Origin of the sequence: Pandoraea terrae (assembly GCF_902459695.1) — a bacterium.
Lineage (GTDB): Bacteria > Pseudomonadota > Gammaproteobacteria > Burkholderiales > Burkholderiaceae > Pandoraea > Pandoraea terrae.
Genome location: NZ_CABPRZ010000006.1, coordinates 91,500 through 106,532 on the forward strand (window position 1 = coordinate 91,500; position 15,033 = coordinate 106,532).

Consider the following 15,033-nt stretch of genomic DNA (forward strand, 5'->3'; position numbering starts at 1 on the left):
AAAGCCTGATGCCTTAACTGGTGGATCCAATCATCTCGGCAGATTCGCAACAGTGGTGCAGACGGTGCTTGCCGGGTTGTGCCGTGGGATTTTTCGTGCTGACACGAAGTCTGATGGGGCGAATGTCATGGGGACGACGATCAGTCTCGCGGATGCGAGTGTAATCAGGCTTGCGGGACGGATCCCATAGGTGATTGTCGCAGGGACCGGATCTAAAACGATCGTGGCGACTGCCTAGGCTTGGCAGCAGTCTCGCGGGCCAATGAGCTTACGATGATCTGGGTACCCGATACCTTGCGGTTCCCTTACCGAAAAACGGTCGAATCGAAACAGCGCAAGTCGCTGCGCGTGACGCCCGCCTTCCACTGCATCTTAGGGTTTTTTCTAATCCAACAGATAATACGTATGCATGCATACTATCACCATACATACTTATTGGAAAGCTCATGCCAGGCCTTTACTTCGAACAGTTCGAGATCGACCGGGTGTTCTCGCACGACATCCGACGGACCGTCACCGAAACCGACAATCTGTTGTTCAGCACGATGACGCACAACCCCGCGGCGATCCATCTGGACATCGAATACGCGAAGGACACCGAGTTCGGGCGGCCACTTATGAATAGCGCCTTCACGCTCGGATTAATGGTTGGCATCTCGGTCGCGGACACCACGCTGGGTACGACCATCGGCAATCTGGGTTGGGACGAAGTTCGCTTTCCGAAGCCAGTGTTTGCCGGCGATACGCTGCGAGTCGAGACTCGCGTGATCGAAAAGCGCGCCAGTCGCTCACGGCCCGACAATGGCATTGTCGTCTTCCAGCATCTTGCGTACAACCAGCGGAACGAGCTGGTGGCTTCCTGCAAGCGAACCGCGTTGATGTACCGGTTGCCCTCCAACTCGTGACGGAAATTCATCCCATGAACACGGCATATACGACGGCAATGGTCGCCGCGCCGCTTCGCTCATTGTTGTTCGTCCCCGGTGACAACGAACGCAAGCTGCACAAAAGTCTGTCTTCCGGCGCGGATGCCTTGATCCTCGATCTGGAGGACTCGGTCGCTCCGTCGCGAACGGCGCTGGCCAGAACAATGGTCCTCGACTACTTGCGCAATCGACCAGATCGACGGCGGAAAAAGCTATGGGTGCGCATCAACCCGCTCTCTACCCCGCAGGCCATGCTCGACCTCGCGGTCGTCTCCGGCGCACCCGACGGCATATTGTTGCCGAAGGTCGACGGGCCGGCCGATATTTCCCGCCTCTCTCATTGTCTTGACGCGCTCGAAGCGCGCGACGGCCTCCCCCCTGGCGCAATCGGTATCATGCCGGTCGCTACGGAGACGGCCCGTTCGCTGTTTGCGCTGGGCACGTATTCCGGGTGCAGTACCAGGCTGCGCGGACTCACCTGGGGCGCGGAAGATCTCGCGGCTGCGCTTGGCGCAAGTGCGAATCGGTTGGAAGGCGGACAATACGATTCCGTCTACGCACTCGCCAAAGCACTGTGTCTCGCAGGCGCAACCGCTGCCAACGTGCAGCCGGTCGATACCATCTGGGCAGACTATCGCGACGGAGAGGGCCTGCGCAACGAAGCCGCTCTGTCGCGCAGAGCCGGATTCACAGGCAAAATCGCCATCCATCCCGATCAGGTCGATATCATCAACGAAACGTTCTCGCCCACGAAGGCAGAAGTCGATTGGGCAACGCGCGTCGTCGATTTGTTCACCGCAAATCCAGGGCTCGGCACGATTGGTCTGGACGGCAAGATGCTGGACATGCCGCACCTCAAGCAAGCCCAGCGAATTCTTCACACCGCCGCGATTATCGAAAGCCGTTCCGAGACGTCGGTACGTTAAGTGACGTTGTCATATGTCCTCGTCGTCTCGCCATCCGGCTTCCTCGCGAATCGCGACGAGATTTCTCTTGACGAGCGCCAGCATTTCAGCGAGTTGCCGGCGCGCATCCCGCGTCAACCCACTCAGGATCCGGTCGCTCATTTGATTGCTTCTCTCGCGCATCTCGGCGATGAGCCGGGCGCCCTTCGCAGACAAATAGACCCGTTTCGCGCGACGATCGATCTCGTCGGCGCGTCGCTCAACGATGCCCGCCGACTCCAGCCGATCGACGAGACCGCCAAGCGCCGCCTTGCCGAGCTCCAGGCGGTTGGCCAGTTCAGTCTGAACCATGCCATCGTGACGCGACAGATGGGCAAGCACCCACCATTGGGAACGAGTCACGCCGAGTGGCCGCATGAAATCGTCAAACACGGTCCGTCTCAGCCTTGATACGTCATGCATCAAGAAGCCGAGACGCTGGTCCCAGTTATCGGAATCGACGTATGTAGGCGCCTGTTCGTCGCCAGTGTTGCGCCCACTTTTCAGTTGACGATCTTTCGGTTTCCGCGCCGCAGACGCGGTGGCCTTCTTTCGAGGCGATACGTTCAAATTGCTCCCCCTTTCGGCAGGTCGTCCAATGACACACGGAACATGCTGGCAGCGCCCAGTTCCCGAGCGTCAGTGTAGCGATCCGCTCTCGTTCGATTACATAAAATAGCCTACGATATAGTATTGTTCCACATTGGACAATCTAATGCGTGGATTCTCGTTCGCGCGTCACTCCCCGCCTGTCCAGTCTTCCCATCGCTGTCGCACATCGATGTCGATGTCGGCTTCACTGAATACGGCGCTGCCAGGTTCAGTTGGTGCCAGCATCGACGTGCGAGCTGACGCACTGATCGACATCTCGACACTACCGTTTCGCAAATTGTTCGCCCGTCGCTGGCGAGCGCTGTGTCGCTGTCTTTGAGGCGCCAACCGGCTGGCTAACCGATGCTTGCCATATCGTATGCATGCATACATAATTGATCATGCGGCATGGTTTTCCGACGACACGACTCATGCCAGCCCCAGGCGGCTTAACAGCCTGACCGCGAGGGCAGTCCTTGTCGCAGCACCATGAATCGGACATGCGTGAGGCTTCGGACTCCGCCGGGCGAGTCGATACTGCCCCTGACGATTCCAACACGAAACGAGACAATTCACTATGAATTTCGATCTGAGCGAAGATCAGCGGGCCATTCAGGCCGCAATCCAGGAGGTGTGCACTCCGTTCAACGACGACTATTGGCTACAGAGGGATCGTGAAGGCGGCTTCCCCGACGACTTCTACTCGGCGCTGGCCGGTGCCGGCTGGCTGGGTATCGCCATGCCCGTCGAATACGGAGGAGCCGGGCTCGGGATCAGCGAAGCCGCGTGCATGATGGAGGCGATCACCTCGACAGGTGCAGGTCTGTCGGGCGCTTCCGCCGTTCATATGAACGTATTTGGACTTCATCCGGCCGTCGTTCACGGTACCGACGCGCAAAAAGCGCGGTGGCTTCCGCCCATCATCGCAGGTCAGGTCAAGGCATGTTTCGGCGTCACCGAACCCAATACCGGCCTCAATACGCTCAAGCTCAAGACGACGGCCGTCCGCCGCGGCGATCATTACGTCGTGAACGGACAAAAGGTCTGGATCTCGACTGCCCAGGTCGCGCACAAGATCATGCTCCTCGCCCGTACCACGCCCATCGGCGAAGTGAAGTCGCCAACCCATGGGTTGAGCCTGTTTTACACCGATCTCGATCGCAGCAAGATCGAGGTGCGAGAAATTGAGAAACTCGGCCGCAAGGCGGTCGACTCAAACGAACTGTTCATCGACGGACTGGAAATTCCGCAGGAAGACCTCATCGGTGAAGAGGGGCGGGGATTCGAATACATCCTGCACGGACTCAATCCGGAACGCGTGCTCCTGGCGGCCGAGGCGACCGGTCTCGGTAAAGCTGCGCTGCGCCGCGCCAGCGCCTACGCCGGCGAACGGATCGTGTTCGACCGCCCGATCGGCAAAAATCAGGGCATTCAGCATCCGCTGGCGGAGCGCTGGGTCGACCTCGAAGCCGGCACGCTCCTCTATCAGCGGGCGGCCTGGTTGTACGACCAGGGCCGCTCATGCGGTGCCGAAGCGAATGCCGCGAAATTCTTTTGCGCGGAAGCCGGCTTCCGTGCGTGCGAGACCGCGGTATTGACGCACGGGGGCTTTGGCTATGCGAAGGAGTATCACGTCGAACGCTACTTCCGCGAAGCGATGCTGCCACGTATCGCCCCAATTTCACCGCAATTGATCCTGTCGTTCATCGCGGAGAAGGTTCTCAATCTGCCGAAGTCTTATTGACACCCTCACGACGGGAAGGTGGCGCTTCCGGAAGCATGTGCCGGAAGCGCCCCCCCTTAAACAATCTCCGACATCATTGCCCCCGCGTCAGGCGAGCGACGGTCTTCCGACAAGCGGCGCGCACAGGCACGCTTCAGAAGCAATCCCACCACTTGCAATCCCGTCGGCACCATCATCAACCAGACCAGCACCATTCCGACCGCCATGCCCTGCCGCAGCAATGCGGCCGCAACTATCGGCCCGAGCAATCCGCCGAATCGCCCTACACCGTTCATCCATGAAATCCCAGCCGTACGGCCGTCAGGCGAATAGGTCGACGCGGCGAGCGCGAACATCGAAGAAATTGTGCCGATCGTACAAAATCCGGCGGCGAAGGCGCTGATCGGCAAATAGGCGGGCTGATTGATCTGATACGCCATGACCCCGCCCAGTACGACGCCTGTCGACAGGCCGATCACGAGTACCATGTGCTGCTCGAACCGGTCCATCAGCCATCCGAACAGCAGCGCCCCGAAAATGGCGCCCGTCACCAGCAGGCTCGTGATCAGCGCCCCCTCCCGAATGCTCATGCCGTTTTCACGCAGCATGGTCGGCAGCCAGCTCATCATCACGTAGTACACCACTACGCCAAGAAAATAGATGCTCCACAGCATGAGCGTAGAAAGCCGCATCCTCCGGGACAGGATCACCTTCAATTCATTCGATTGCTTGTGATCGGCGCCATCGACTCGAACCGTGAAGCGCGCACCATCGAGCGACGCCGTGCGATCGATCTTCCGCAATACGCGAGCAACCTGGCGGGCCGGTCGATGCTTTAACACCATGTACTGCAACGGTTCCGGCAAATGCACGAGGCATATCACTGCCAGCACCAGCGGGGCGACGCCGCCGATCAGAAAAACGATCTGCCACCCATGCGTTGGCATCAAGGCGGCCGCCACCCAACCGCAAATCACGGCGCCGGCATAGGTTCCGCATACCGTCACGCTGGTGAGCAACGCGCGCACGCGCTGTGGCGAATACTCGTGGGTCAGCACGACGCTGATGGGGACGGCAGCGCCGATACCGCATCCGGTGAAGAACCGCAACACCCCGAGCATCACCGGGTCGCGCGCGTAAGCCGACGCGATCGTGCACAGCGCGTAGATCAGTAACGCGCTGATCAGCACCTTCTTCGGGGACAGGTAATCGGTCAGTACGCCATTGAGAAGCGCACCTGCCGCCATGCCGAAGACACCTGCACTCACGATCACGCCAAACACCGATTTGTCTATTTGCCACTGCTCGATGATGAGCGGCGCGGAGTAGCCGATGGCAGCGACATCGTAAACGTCGACGACCATAAGCAGCACACAGACGACGACGATCGACCACTGGAAGGCGGAAATTCTTCTGGCGTTGACATACTCCTGAACGTCGATCAAACGATCTGACACGATGGATCTCCTTTTGTGACGGTTATGGCAAGTGTGTCGCGCGCCGGGACAGGGAGCAGCTTGCCGCCGAGGCTGTAGGGCGTTGACTTGTTCGCGATTTTGTCTTGATCTCGCGATGCAGGCACGCGGGCACGGAAATTGACTTCAAATGTCACCCGGTTGTGTATGTCCGGGCTATTGATCGCCTCCAGATTTATGTTCATCTTGACCGGACCAGTGCGGCTAAACAGGGGCCGACGACAAGGTTTATTATTGTTTGCATGCATACTATATTGTGCAATACAATCTACCAAACTAAAGCCATGGTTTTCCCGGTGCACGCTCATCGCGGAGGAAGTACTTGGCTCTTCCGGAGACAGCCGTAATGCCGTTGCATCCCGTCTTTCAGCACTTGATTCAGCTAGCGCAAAGCGCCGGTCGGCCGGCTATCGCCGATTGCACACCACCGCAATTGCGTGCCAGTCTGGACGGCTCGAGGGCCGCGCTTGGGCCGGGGCCCGCAGTCGGCTCTGTGACAGAGATGCACGTGCCCACCCGGTCGGGATCGGTACCGGCGCGCCTTTATCGTCCGACGGATCGTGCCAAGGGGCTCATCGTGTATTTTCATGGCGGCGGCTGGGTGTGCGGCAGTCTCGACTACTACGACGGCCTCGCCCGCGAGCTCGTCCATCACAGCAGTTGCGCGCTTCTGCTCGTCGACTACCGCCTCGCGCCGGAGCATCGTTTTCCGGCCGGACTGGACGATGCCGAAGACGCCATCGCGTGGAGTTTCGCGGCACGCGAACGCCTCGCCGGCGATGCGGTGCCCTTCGTCGTCGGAGGAGACAGCGCAGGCGGCAACTTGGCAATCGTCGCGCTCGCCGCGTTGCGTCAGCGCGTGTCGTGCGCGTTGCAATTCCTGCTCTATCCAGTCACCGACGCCGATTTCGAACGCGACAGTTACCGCCTGTGCTCGGACGGCATGCCGCTCACTCGAGCCGACATGCGCTGGTTTTTCGAACACTACGCACCGCCCGGGCTGTGGCTCACCCCTCGTATTTCGCCCGTGCGGGCCGACGACCTCTCGGGCATGCCGCCCACCTGGATCGCGACGGCTGAATACGACGTGCTGCGTGACGAAGGCGAGGACTATGCGCGTCGCCTGGCCGAGGCAGGTGTCATGGTTCAGTTGCACCGCGCGGCCGGCATGACGCACGGCTTTGCCCATTTCGCCAATTTGGTTCCGCCTGTCTCCGAGCTGTTGCAACAGCTCGGACAGCACGTCACCTCGCAATGCGAGGACGCCTCGCTGCCTGCCCCCGATTCTCTCCCTACTCAAGAACCGCGAAATGACGCCAGAAACACCTGATCAGGCGCCTATCGGGACATCTGCCGGAATGTCGCCGGAGCTGGCTACACCGGGTTCCGGTTCGGATAGGCCACGGTTCACGCTCGCGCGCCGGGTTGCAGCGCCACGGCGCTTTCGTTGAACAGGGCAACAATCAAATTTCCGATGTGAAGGAGACAACCGAATGAGTCGAACGCCTGTCGAGGGCATCAAGGTTCTTGACCTTTCCAAGGTCTTGGCGGGACCGCTGTGCGCCCAGTATCTAGGCGACATGGGGGCCGATGTCATCAAAATTGAGGCGCCGGACGGCGACGAAACGCGCGGTTGGCCGCCGTTTCGCTCAAGCGACCGCTCGCCGCCAACGGGCACGGTCTTCCTGAGCGCGAATCGCAACAAACGCAGCCTCATCGTCGATCTCCGCAATCCAGATGGCCAAGCAGTCATTCACCGGCTTGCCGCCAACGCCGACGTTGTGATCTGCAGCTTCGGCCCCGGCGTCGCACAACGGCTCAATGTAGATGAGTCGACCCTTCGCCGACTCAATCCGCGTTTGGTGTATTGCAACATCTCAGGCTTCGGGCCCAGCGGGCCGATGCGCGATGACAAGGGATATGACGTTATCCTTCAAGCGTTCTCCGGCATGCTGTCCATCACCGGAGAGCCCAACGGTCCTGCAGTACGCAGTCCGTTCTCGCCAGTCGACCAGGCGACTGGCCTGCACGCGTTGATCGGCATCCTCGCCGCACTCCTGGAACGTGGCAGGAGTGGCGAAGGCGGTCTCGTCGAGGTATCGCTGTTCGACTCGGCGATCGGCTTTCTCGGTTATTACCTGCAAGCCTTCTGGGAGCGAGGTACGGAACCGGTGAAGCCTGGATCGGGCCACGAATCGCTTTGTCCATATGAAACCTTCGACACGGCAGACCACCCTCTGATACTGGGCGTCGCAAACGACGCGTTGTGGAAGAAATTTTGTGCGATTGTCGGGCTCGAATCGAGCGTTGACGATCCGCGATTTCGCACCAACGCCGATCGCGTTGCTCACCGGGCGGAAACCGTCGCGCTGGTAAGCGCGGTCCTCGTCACGCGCGACCGCAACACCTGGCTCACCCTGCTTGGTCAAGCCGGCATTCCATGCTCCCCGATCCATTCGCTGGCGGAAATCTCGGTGCATCCGCATACGCTGGCGAGCGGCATCGTCTACAGCTACGACGATCCGCTGCGCGGCGAACTCCGCGGCGTGTCGCAACCGATCCGGTTCGACGGAGAACGCACGCAGCAGCGGCGCCCACCGCCTCAGCATGGTCAGCACGGCCGGGAAATCCTCGCAGAAGCGGCCTACAGCGATGCCGAAATCGACGCACTATCCGCATCCGCCGCCGTTCGCCTGCCAGCATCTGCCACCTGAGCGCACATCCTAGCCGGCTCATTCGCCATCAACAACCACTTCCATAAGGAATCCATATGTCACGTCGAAAAGTCATTATCAGTTGCGCGATCACTGGTTCGATCCATACCCCGTCGATGTCGCCTTATCTGCCCGTCACCGCGGAAGAAATCGCCGACTCCGCAGTTGACGCAGCGAAGGCTGGCGCGGCAATCGTGCACCTGCATGCACGTGATCCATCGAACGGCAAGCCCGATCAACGCCCCGAAGCATTCGCGCCGTTTCTCGAGAGCATCAAGCATCGCAGCGATGTCGTCATCAACCTGACGACCGGTGGTTCGCCGTACATGTCGGTACAGGAGCGCATCCAGCCCGCTCGCGTGTTCGAGCCCGAAATCGCGTCGATGAACATCGGCACGATGGGCTTCGGACTATTCCCGATGCTCAACCGCTTCAAGGAATTCAAGCACGATTGGGAACGCCCGTATCTCGAGGGGAGCAGAGATCTCGTATTTCGCAACACCTACGGCGACATCGAAGTAGCACTTGATACGCTGACGCCCAGCGGTACACGCTTCGAATTCGAATGCTACGACACTGCGCATCTGTACAACCTCGCTCACTTCGCCGATCGAGGCATGGTCAAGCCGCCGTTCTTCGTGCAAACCGTGTTCGGTCTCCTGGGCGGAATCGGCGCGCACCCCGAAGACGTGATGCACATGAAGCGCACTGCAGACCGACTGTTGGGCAAGGATTACCATTGGTCGGTGCTCGGCGCCGGCCGCAACCAGATGTCAGTTGCCGCAATGGCCGCGTCCATGGGTGGACACGTGCGTGTGGGGCTCGAGGACAGCCTGTGGATTGGCGCGGGGCAACTCGCGCGCAGCAATGCTGAACAGGTGCTTAAAGTCCGCGAGATCATCGAGGGCCTCGGTCGCGAGGTCGCCACGCCGGACGAAGCCCGGGAAATCCTGCAGTTGAAGGGGCGCGACAAAGTCGCGTTCTAATGCTGCCGGCGCGGCGCGCGCACGCGGCGATCGGCCATCTCAAGCCGTCTCCGCGCGCGCCGTCGGCCGTGCCGAATCGCGCCGACTCGTCACCGCGCCAAATACCCCCCGTCAACCGGATAGCAAGCACCGGTTACGAAAGACGCGCGGTCCGACGCCAGCCAAACAACCAATTCGGCGACTTCTTCTGGCATCCCGAGACGTCCGATCGGATGTAGTGCTTTCAACATTTCCTCATGCGCCGGCACGCTCGTGTGGCGACCGATCATCGGCGTTCGGATGAACCCGGGCGCCACGGCATTGACGCGCACACCTTGAGCTGAACACTCCAGCGCTGCTGCCTTTGTCAAACCGATCACGCCATGCTTGGCCGCGGTATATGCGCAGACATTCGCGCTTCCCGCCAGACCCAGCACCGATGCAACATTGACGATCGCGCCGCCGCCGCTGTCCTGCATCGCGGGAATTTGGAATTTCATGCCATAGAAGACTGAAGATAGGTTGACGTCGATCACGCGACGCCAGTCCTCCGGCGGATAATCCGCGATCGGCGTCGTCGGCCCGCCAATACCTGCGTTATTGCATGCGATATCCAGTCGGCCATGTTCTCGCACGGCGAATTTCACCAATGATTCCAACTGCCCGGGATCGCAGACGTCGATCTCCCTGAACGATGCGTCGACACCGCGTTGCCGCAGCGCCTCCGCTACCGCCGCCCCATCTTTCGCGGCAATGTCCGCGAGCACAACACGGGCGCCCTCGCGTCCGAATGCTTCGGCGACCGCTCGCCCAATCCCGGATGCTGCGCCCGTCACGAGCGCTACCTTGTTTCGTAGCATTACCTGTTCTCCCAAGCCCTTCCGTCATGCGGATGACGCGCACCCGCACGCGTGCTTCAAACGTGATGGACGTACTTCTGGTGAAGGAAGGCCTGCAGCCCCTCCAGCCCACCCTCTTGCCCATATCCACTTTCTTTTACACCGCCGAACGGCGCCTCGATGTGCGATACGCTGAAAGCGTTGATGCCGATGCCGCCGGCTTCGAGCGCCTCGCTCATCACCGCGGCCGTCGACCACGACGACGTGAATACGTACGCCGCCAGTCCATACGGCAGGCGATTACCTTCACGCAGCGCATCATCGACGGTTTCGAATGGGTTAACGAACGCGATCGGCCCGAATGGTTCGACCTGCATCGGACGCGCATGAACCGGCGTGCCTTCGATAAGCGTCGGCGCGAAGAAATAGCCGGCGCCGTCGAGGCGTGCACCGCCGGTACGGACCACGCCGCCGGCAGCGACCGCATCCGCGACCGTTGCCTCCAGCGCGTGTAAACGGCGTGCGCTGGCGAGCGGCCCCATTTGGCTCTCCGCGCTCAGGCCGTCGCCAACCTTGGTTTGCGCCATCGCCGCCGTCAGTTGCGTGACGAAGCGATCATAGATGCCGGTCTGCACGAAGAACCGGGTCGGAGAGGTACAAACCTGCCCAGCGTTGCGCAGTTTCCCCTGGACACACACGGCGACCGTCCGCTCGATGTCAACGTCGTCGAATACAAAAACTGGCGCATGCCCCCCGAGTTCCAGCGTACAAGGTTTGACGTGTTGCGCCGCCAGCCCCGCAAGCGTCTTGCCCACCGCAGTCGATCCAGTAAACGTAATCTTCCGGATCACGTCGGAACGGATGAGATGCTCGGAGATCTCCGCCGGCTGTCCGAATACCACATTGAGCACACCATCCGGCAATCCGGCGTCCCGCAGCGCTGCGACAAGCGCGAGCGCCGAAGCGGGCGTTTCCTCAGCGGGTTTCAGCACCATCGTGCAACCGGCAGCCAATGCAGGCGCAATCTTGCGCATGGGCAACAGCGCGGGAAAATTCCACGGCGCGAAGGCGGCGACTGGACCAATCGGCTGGGGCAGCACCATTTGCCGCGCGACACCCGACCGCGGAGGGATGACCCGGCCATACGCTCGCAATCCCTCGGCCGCATACCATTCGAGGGTTTCGGCACAAAGCATCACTTCGAGCGTCGATTCGGCCAGTGGCTTACCCTGCTCGAGTGTCATGACGCGCGCAATGTCCGTTGCTCGCTCGCGCAACAAGGTCGCCGCCCGCGTCAAGATTCCGCCACGCTCGATCGCCGATTTCCGGCGCCAAGTTCCGAACGCGTCATCCGCAGCCGCAAGCGCATCATTCAGGTCGTCCTCGTTCGCACCGCGAATATCGGACAGCCCCTCGCCCGTGGCCGGATTGTGAATCTGGCCAACAACGCCGCCCCGACCGGCTCGCCACTGCCCCGCAATGTATTGGAGAGGCTCTGAATAGCCCCGCTTTGCGTCAAGGTTCATGTCGTCTCCATCTACTGAGTTCAAAATATCGTTTGCATGCATACTATGTCATGCGATACCATGTGTCCAGCTTTTGGTTTTGCCTGACCCGGATAACCTCGTGTGCTGGTCGTCAATTGCGACATGTCAGGAGACACTCCCCCGTGCCGTCACCTCAGCATACTGCGTTAGGTTCATCGAGCAGCACGACCTCCCGCTGTTTCCCCATGCCGGGCACTCCATCAACCGAGCCGTACCGCACGCGGCTTTAAGCGAGGCACCTATGCGCCTGAAAGATAAATTGGTCGTCGTCACTGCCGCCGGATCCGGCATTGGCCGAGAATCCGCTCTGTTGTTCGCCAGCGAAGGCGCTGCGGTTGCAGTCGTCGACTTCGACGGCGGCAAAGCATCGTCCGTCGTCGAAGACATCCGTCGACAGGGTGGCACCGCCTATGCCGTTCAGGCCGATTTGACCTCCCCGGATGAGTGCAAGCGTGCAGTCGACGAAGCTGCCATCCGTCTTGGAGGCATCGACATCCTCTGGAATCACGCTGGTACGCCAGGACCAGGTGGGATCGAAGACGTAGACCTGGTGGCCTACCAGCATGCGATGGACTTGAACCTCCGAGCATCAGTCGTGGCAAGTGGTCATGTCGTTCCCCACATGCGCAAACGCGGCGGCGGCGCAATCTTGTTGACGGCCTCCGTTTCAGGTCTGGTCGGCTCGCAATTTAGCCCAATCTATTCCGCCGCGAAGTTCGCGGTAGTAGGCTTGGGAAAATCATTGGCACTGGCGCTTGCCGCTGACAAGATCCGTGTCAATGTCGTTTGCCCCGGTCCGGTCAATACCCCAATGCTTCCTGACTTCATGGGCAGAGGCCTCAGTGCGCAAGAGGCAAAGGAAGTTGAAGCAAAATTCACTGCCCAGATTCCCTTGGGACGCGTCGCGGAAGCGCAAGATGTGGCTCGTGCCGCATTATTCTTGATATCGGACGACGCCGCGTATTTAACGGGTGTCGCCCTCCCGATCGATGGGGGCTTTACATGCCGATAGCGACGAGCGGCGGTTGAACTGCTTGGAACGAAATTCGGAATTGGAGTCAGGGTAGGTTTTGGACGCTTGTTGAACCGCCAGGTCAGCACCGCCTCGCGCAGCGCCGCTTGCAGGCGGTCGCATTGTGCGAGCCGGTCCTCGATTGTGCGCCGATGTTCGTCAAACGCCAGTTGCCGCCACTCGCTCTCGAACGAATACTTGCTGAGCCAGCGCCGATGCGCGGCGCCCCAGTCCGCGCGGCCGATGTAACGCACACCGTGCGAGAGCAGGAACGACTTCAGTCGCTGCCGGGCTTGCCGCAGATCGTCTCGGGCAGCCGCCCACGCACGGGCCAGATCCTGAAATGCCTCATCCTCGACGCTCAGCACGTACACCGCAGACAGATCGCCTGCGCGCAGGAGCTTGTATGCCGCGTCGCGTCGTGAGGGCAGCAAAGTGCGGCAAAAATCGCGAAAGACCGGTCAGACGCGACGTACATGAAAAGCACCAAAAGGAGTGCATGCTCGACGAAAGTGTGATTCCCGAGAATCGCCAATGCCATCACAACCGACCAGCACCTGGCACGCAACGCCACTCAATCACTCGTCGTCGACGTCGATCCCTTTCGTCTCCTTCACGAAGAATAAGCACACGACACATGCAACGGCAGCGACGACGATGGGATACCAGAGCCCCGAATAAATATTGCCTCGTGCTGCGACGATCGCAAATGCACTTGCCGGGAGAAATCCTCCAAACCAGCCGTTGCCAATGTGATATGGGACGGATAGACATGTGTAGCGGATTCTCGTTGGAAAGCACTCCACCAGCATCGCTGCCATCGGCCCGTAAACCATGGTGCCAAACAACATCAACACAATCAGGACGACAATGGCCATGCCGACGTTCACCCGATTCTGATCGGCTTTCAACGGATAGCCACTCTGTGCCAGTGCATGCATTAGCCCGCTATCGAACTGCGATGCCAAGGTGGTGGCATTTCCAGACTTTGCATCGTAGGAGGTCACGCTCAGACCACCCACCTGAATAGTGGCCGCCTGCCCCTGCGGAGCAGGGCGATTTTCGTAACTGACGCCGGCCTTCGACAGCGCCGCCTTCGCAACGTCGCAGGAACTGGTGAACTTGGCCGTGCCGACCGGGTTGAACTGAAAGGAACACTCTTGCGGGTCCGCAAGAAGCACGATTGGCGCTCGCGCCTGAGCTTCCTCCAACGCCGGGTTCACATAGTGAGTGAGCGCCTTGAACATGGGAATGTACGTAAGGGCCGCCAACAGGCATCCGATGAACATCACTGGCTTGCGTCCCACTTTGTCGGACAGCGCTCCGAAAACCACATAGAACGGCGCAGTGACGAACAAGGCGGCGATGAGAATCGTGTTGGTCATTGGACCGTCGAGCTTCAACGTCTGATTCAGAAAGAACAGCGTGTAGAACTGGCCCGTGTACCAAACGACAGCCTCGCCAGCGGTCACACCGAAAAGCGCGATGAGCATCAGTCGGACGTTCTTCCAATGTCCGAACGCTTCCTTCAGGGGCGCTTTAGATGCCTTGCCTTCGGCGTGCATGCGCTGAAACGCGGGTGATTCGCTGAGCTGCAGGCGAATCCACACGGACACGCCCAGCAACGCGACGGAAAGCAGGAACGGAATGCGCCAGCCCCACGCGGCGAAGTGGGCCTCACCCGTGCTCGTCCTGACCCCAAGGATCACGAGCAGCGATAGGAAAAGGCCCAGCGTCGCGGTCATCTGAATCCACGAGGTCCAGCCGCCGCGCTTGTTGGCTGGTGCATGCTCTGCGACATACGTGGCCGCGCCGCCATATTCACCGCCCAGAGCGAGGCCTTGAAGCATCCTCATTGCCACGAAAATGACGGGCGAAAAAATCCCGATCGCAGCATATCCGGGGAGCAGACCGACCAGAAAAGTGGATGAACCCATCAACACGATGGTCACCATGAACGTATACTTGCGCCCCAACATATCCCCGAGGCGCCCGAAGAACACGGCACCCAACGGCCGCACCGCGAAACCTGCGGCGAAGCTCAATAGCGTGAAAATAAACGCGGCAGTCGGGTTGACCCCAGAGAAAATCGTCTTGCTGATGTAGGGGGCAAGCGCACCCGCGAGGAAAAAATCGTACCATTCAAAAACTGTCCCGAGAGATGACGCAAAGACAATCACACGTTCTTTACCGTTCATTCTTACGGGGCTCGCCGCTGCCAGGACTGAACTCATGCCTTGTCTCCATTTGTAATCTGTCTTATAGGGCACGCATCCTCGTTGCTTTATGTTTCGATG

Annotated in this window: 12 protein-coding genes and 1 pseudogene; 7 read left to right on the plus strand and 6 right to left on the minus strand. The window is 60.1% G+C overall.

From position 1 onward, the window contains the following. The first annotated feature begins 446 nt into the window (after positions 1 to 446). Both PTE30175_RS08860 and PTE30175_RS08865 read left to right on the plus strand, forming a co-directional pair. Positions 447 to 905: a MaoC family dehydratase gene (locus tag PTE30175_RS08860; RefSeq protein WP_150696703.1), complete on the plus strand. Its 459-nt coding sequence runs from the start codon at positions 447 to 449 to the stop codon at positions 903 to 905. A gap of 38 nt (positions 906 to 943) precedes the next feature. Continuing rightward, on the plus strand, positions 944 to 1,852 hold the full coding sequence (locus PTE30175_RS08865) for an HpcH/HpaI aldolase/citrate lyase family protein (RefSeq protein ID WP_150696704.1): 909 nt from the start codon (positions 944 to 946) through the stop codon (positions 1,850 to 1,852). A gap of 9 nt (positions 1,853 to 1,861) precedes the next feature. Here PTE30175_RS08865 and PTE30175_RS08870 read toward each other — a convergent pair whose 3' ends face one another. Then, entirely contained in the window at positions 1,862 to 2,233 is a 372-nt protein-coding gene (locus PTE30175_RS08870; protein WP_263596279.1) for a MarR family winged helix-turn-helix transcriptional regulator, read from the minus strand. Positions 2,234 to 3,038: 805 nt separating this feature from the next. On the opposite strand from PTE30175_RS08870, the gene PTE30175_RS08875 reads away from it, so the two are divergent. Further along, positions 3,039 to 4,205 carry an acyl-CoA dehydrogenase family protein gene (locus PTE30175_RS08875; protein ID WP_150696706.1) on the plus strand — a complete coding sequence of 389 codons (1,167 nt, stop codon included), beginning with the start codon at positions 3,039 to 3,041 and terminating at the stop codon, positions 4,203 to 4,205. 56 nt (positions 4,206 to 4,261) lie between these two features. Here the strand turns inward: PTE30175_RS08875 and PTE30175_RS08880 are convergent, their stop codons facing one another. Beyond that, complete coding sequence (locus tag PTE30175_RS08880) at positions 4,262 to 5,641, minus strand: MFS transporter (RefSeq protein WP_150696707.1); 1,380 nt, start codon at positions 5,639 to 5,641, stop codon at positions 4,262 to 4,264. A 364-nt stretch (positions 5,642 to 6,005) separates the two neighbouring features. Here PTE30175_RS08880 and PTE30175_RS08885 point away from each other — a divergent pair, with 364 nt between their 5' ends. From PTE30175_RS08885 to kce, 3 genes are all read left to right on the plus strand, one after another. Then, positions 6,006 to 6,989 carry an alpha/beta hydrolase gene (locus PTE30175_RS08885; RefSeq protein WP_150696708.1) on the plus strand — a complete coding sequence of 328 codons (984 nt, stop codon included), beginning with the start codon at positions 6,006 to 6,008 and terminating at the stop codon, positions 6,987 to 6,989. A gap of 163 nt (positions 6,990 to 7,152) precedes the next feature. Continuing rightward, a complete protein-coding gene (locus PTE30175_RS08890; RefSeq protein ID WP_150696709.1) occupies positions 7,153 to 8,373 on the plus strand; it encodes a CaiB/BaiF CoA transferase family protein in 1,221 nt (406 codons plus the stop codon). Between the two features lie 56 nt (positions 8,374 to 8,429). Further along, positions 8,430 to 9,359, plus strand: a complete 930-nt coding sequence (gene kce, locus PTE30175_RS08895) for a 3,5-dioxohexanoate:acetyl-CoA acetone transferase (protein WP_150696710.1) — start codon at positions 8,430 to 8,432, stop codon at positions 9,357 to 9,359. Between the two features lie 89 nt (positions 9,360 to 9,448). On the opposite strand, the gene PTE30175_RS08900 is transcribed toward kce, so the two are convergent. Beyond that, a complete protein-coding gene (locus tag PTE30175_RS08900; protein WP_150696711.1) occupies positions 9,449 to 10,198 on the minus strand; it encodes an SDR family NAD(P)-dependent oxidoreductase in 750 nt (249 codons plus the stop codon). Between the two features lie 56 nt (positions 10,199 to 10,254). Then, the gene (locus tag PTE30175_RS08905; RefSeq protein ID WP_150696712.1) at positions 10,255 to 11,703 is read right to left on the minus strand and encodes an NAD-dependent succinate-semialdehyde dehydrogenase; all 1,449 of its coding nucleotides are present in this window, start codon (positions 11,701 to 11,703) and stop codon (positions 10,255 to 10,257) included. A gap of 262 nt (positions 11,704 to 11,965) precedes the next feature. Here PTE30175_RS08905 and PTE30175_RS08910 point away from each other — a divergent pair, with 262 nt between their 5' ends. Further along, positions 11,966 to 12,736 (plus strand): SDR family NAD(P)-dependent oxidoreductase, encoded by a 771-nt coding sequence (locus PTE30175_RS08910; RefSeq protein WP_150696713.1) that lies wholly within the window; start codon positions 11,966 to 11,968, stop codon positions 12,734 to 12,736. A gap of 74 nt (positions 12,737 to 12,810) precedes the next feature. On the opposite strand, the pseudogene PTE30175_RS08915 reads toward PTE30175_RS08910, so the two are convergent. After that, positions 12,811 to 13,158 (minus strand): annotated as a pseudogene (locus PTE30175_RS08915) (IS110 family transposase); the annotation flags it as partial. A 156-nt stretch (positions 13,159 to 13,314) separates the two neighbouring features. Next, entirely contained in the window at positions 13,315 to 14,970 is a 1,656-nt protein-coding gene (locus PTE30175_RS08920; RefSeq protein WP_224788661.1) for an MFS transporter, read from the minus strand. Between the last annotated feature and the right edge of the window lie 63 nt (positions 14,971 to 15,033).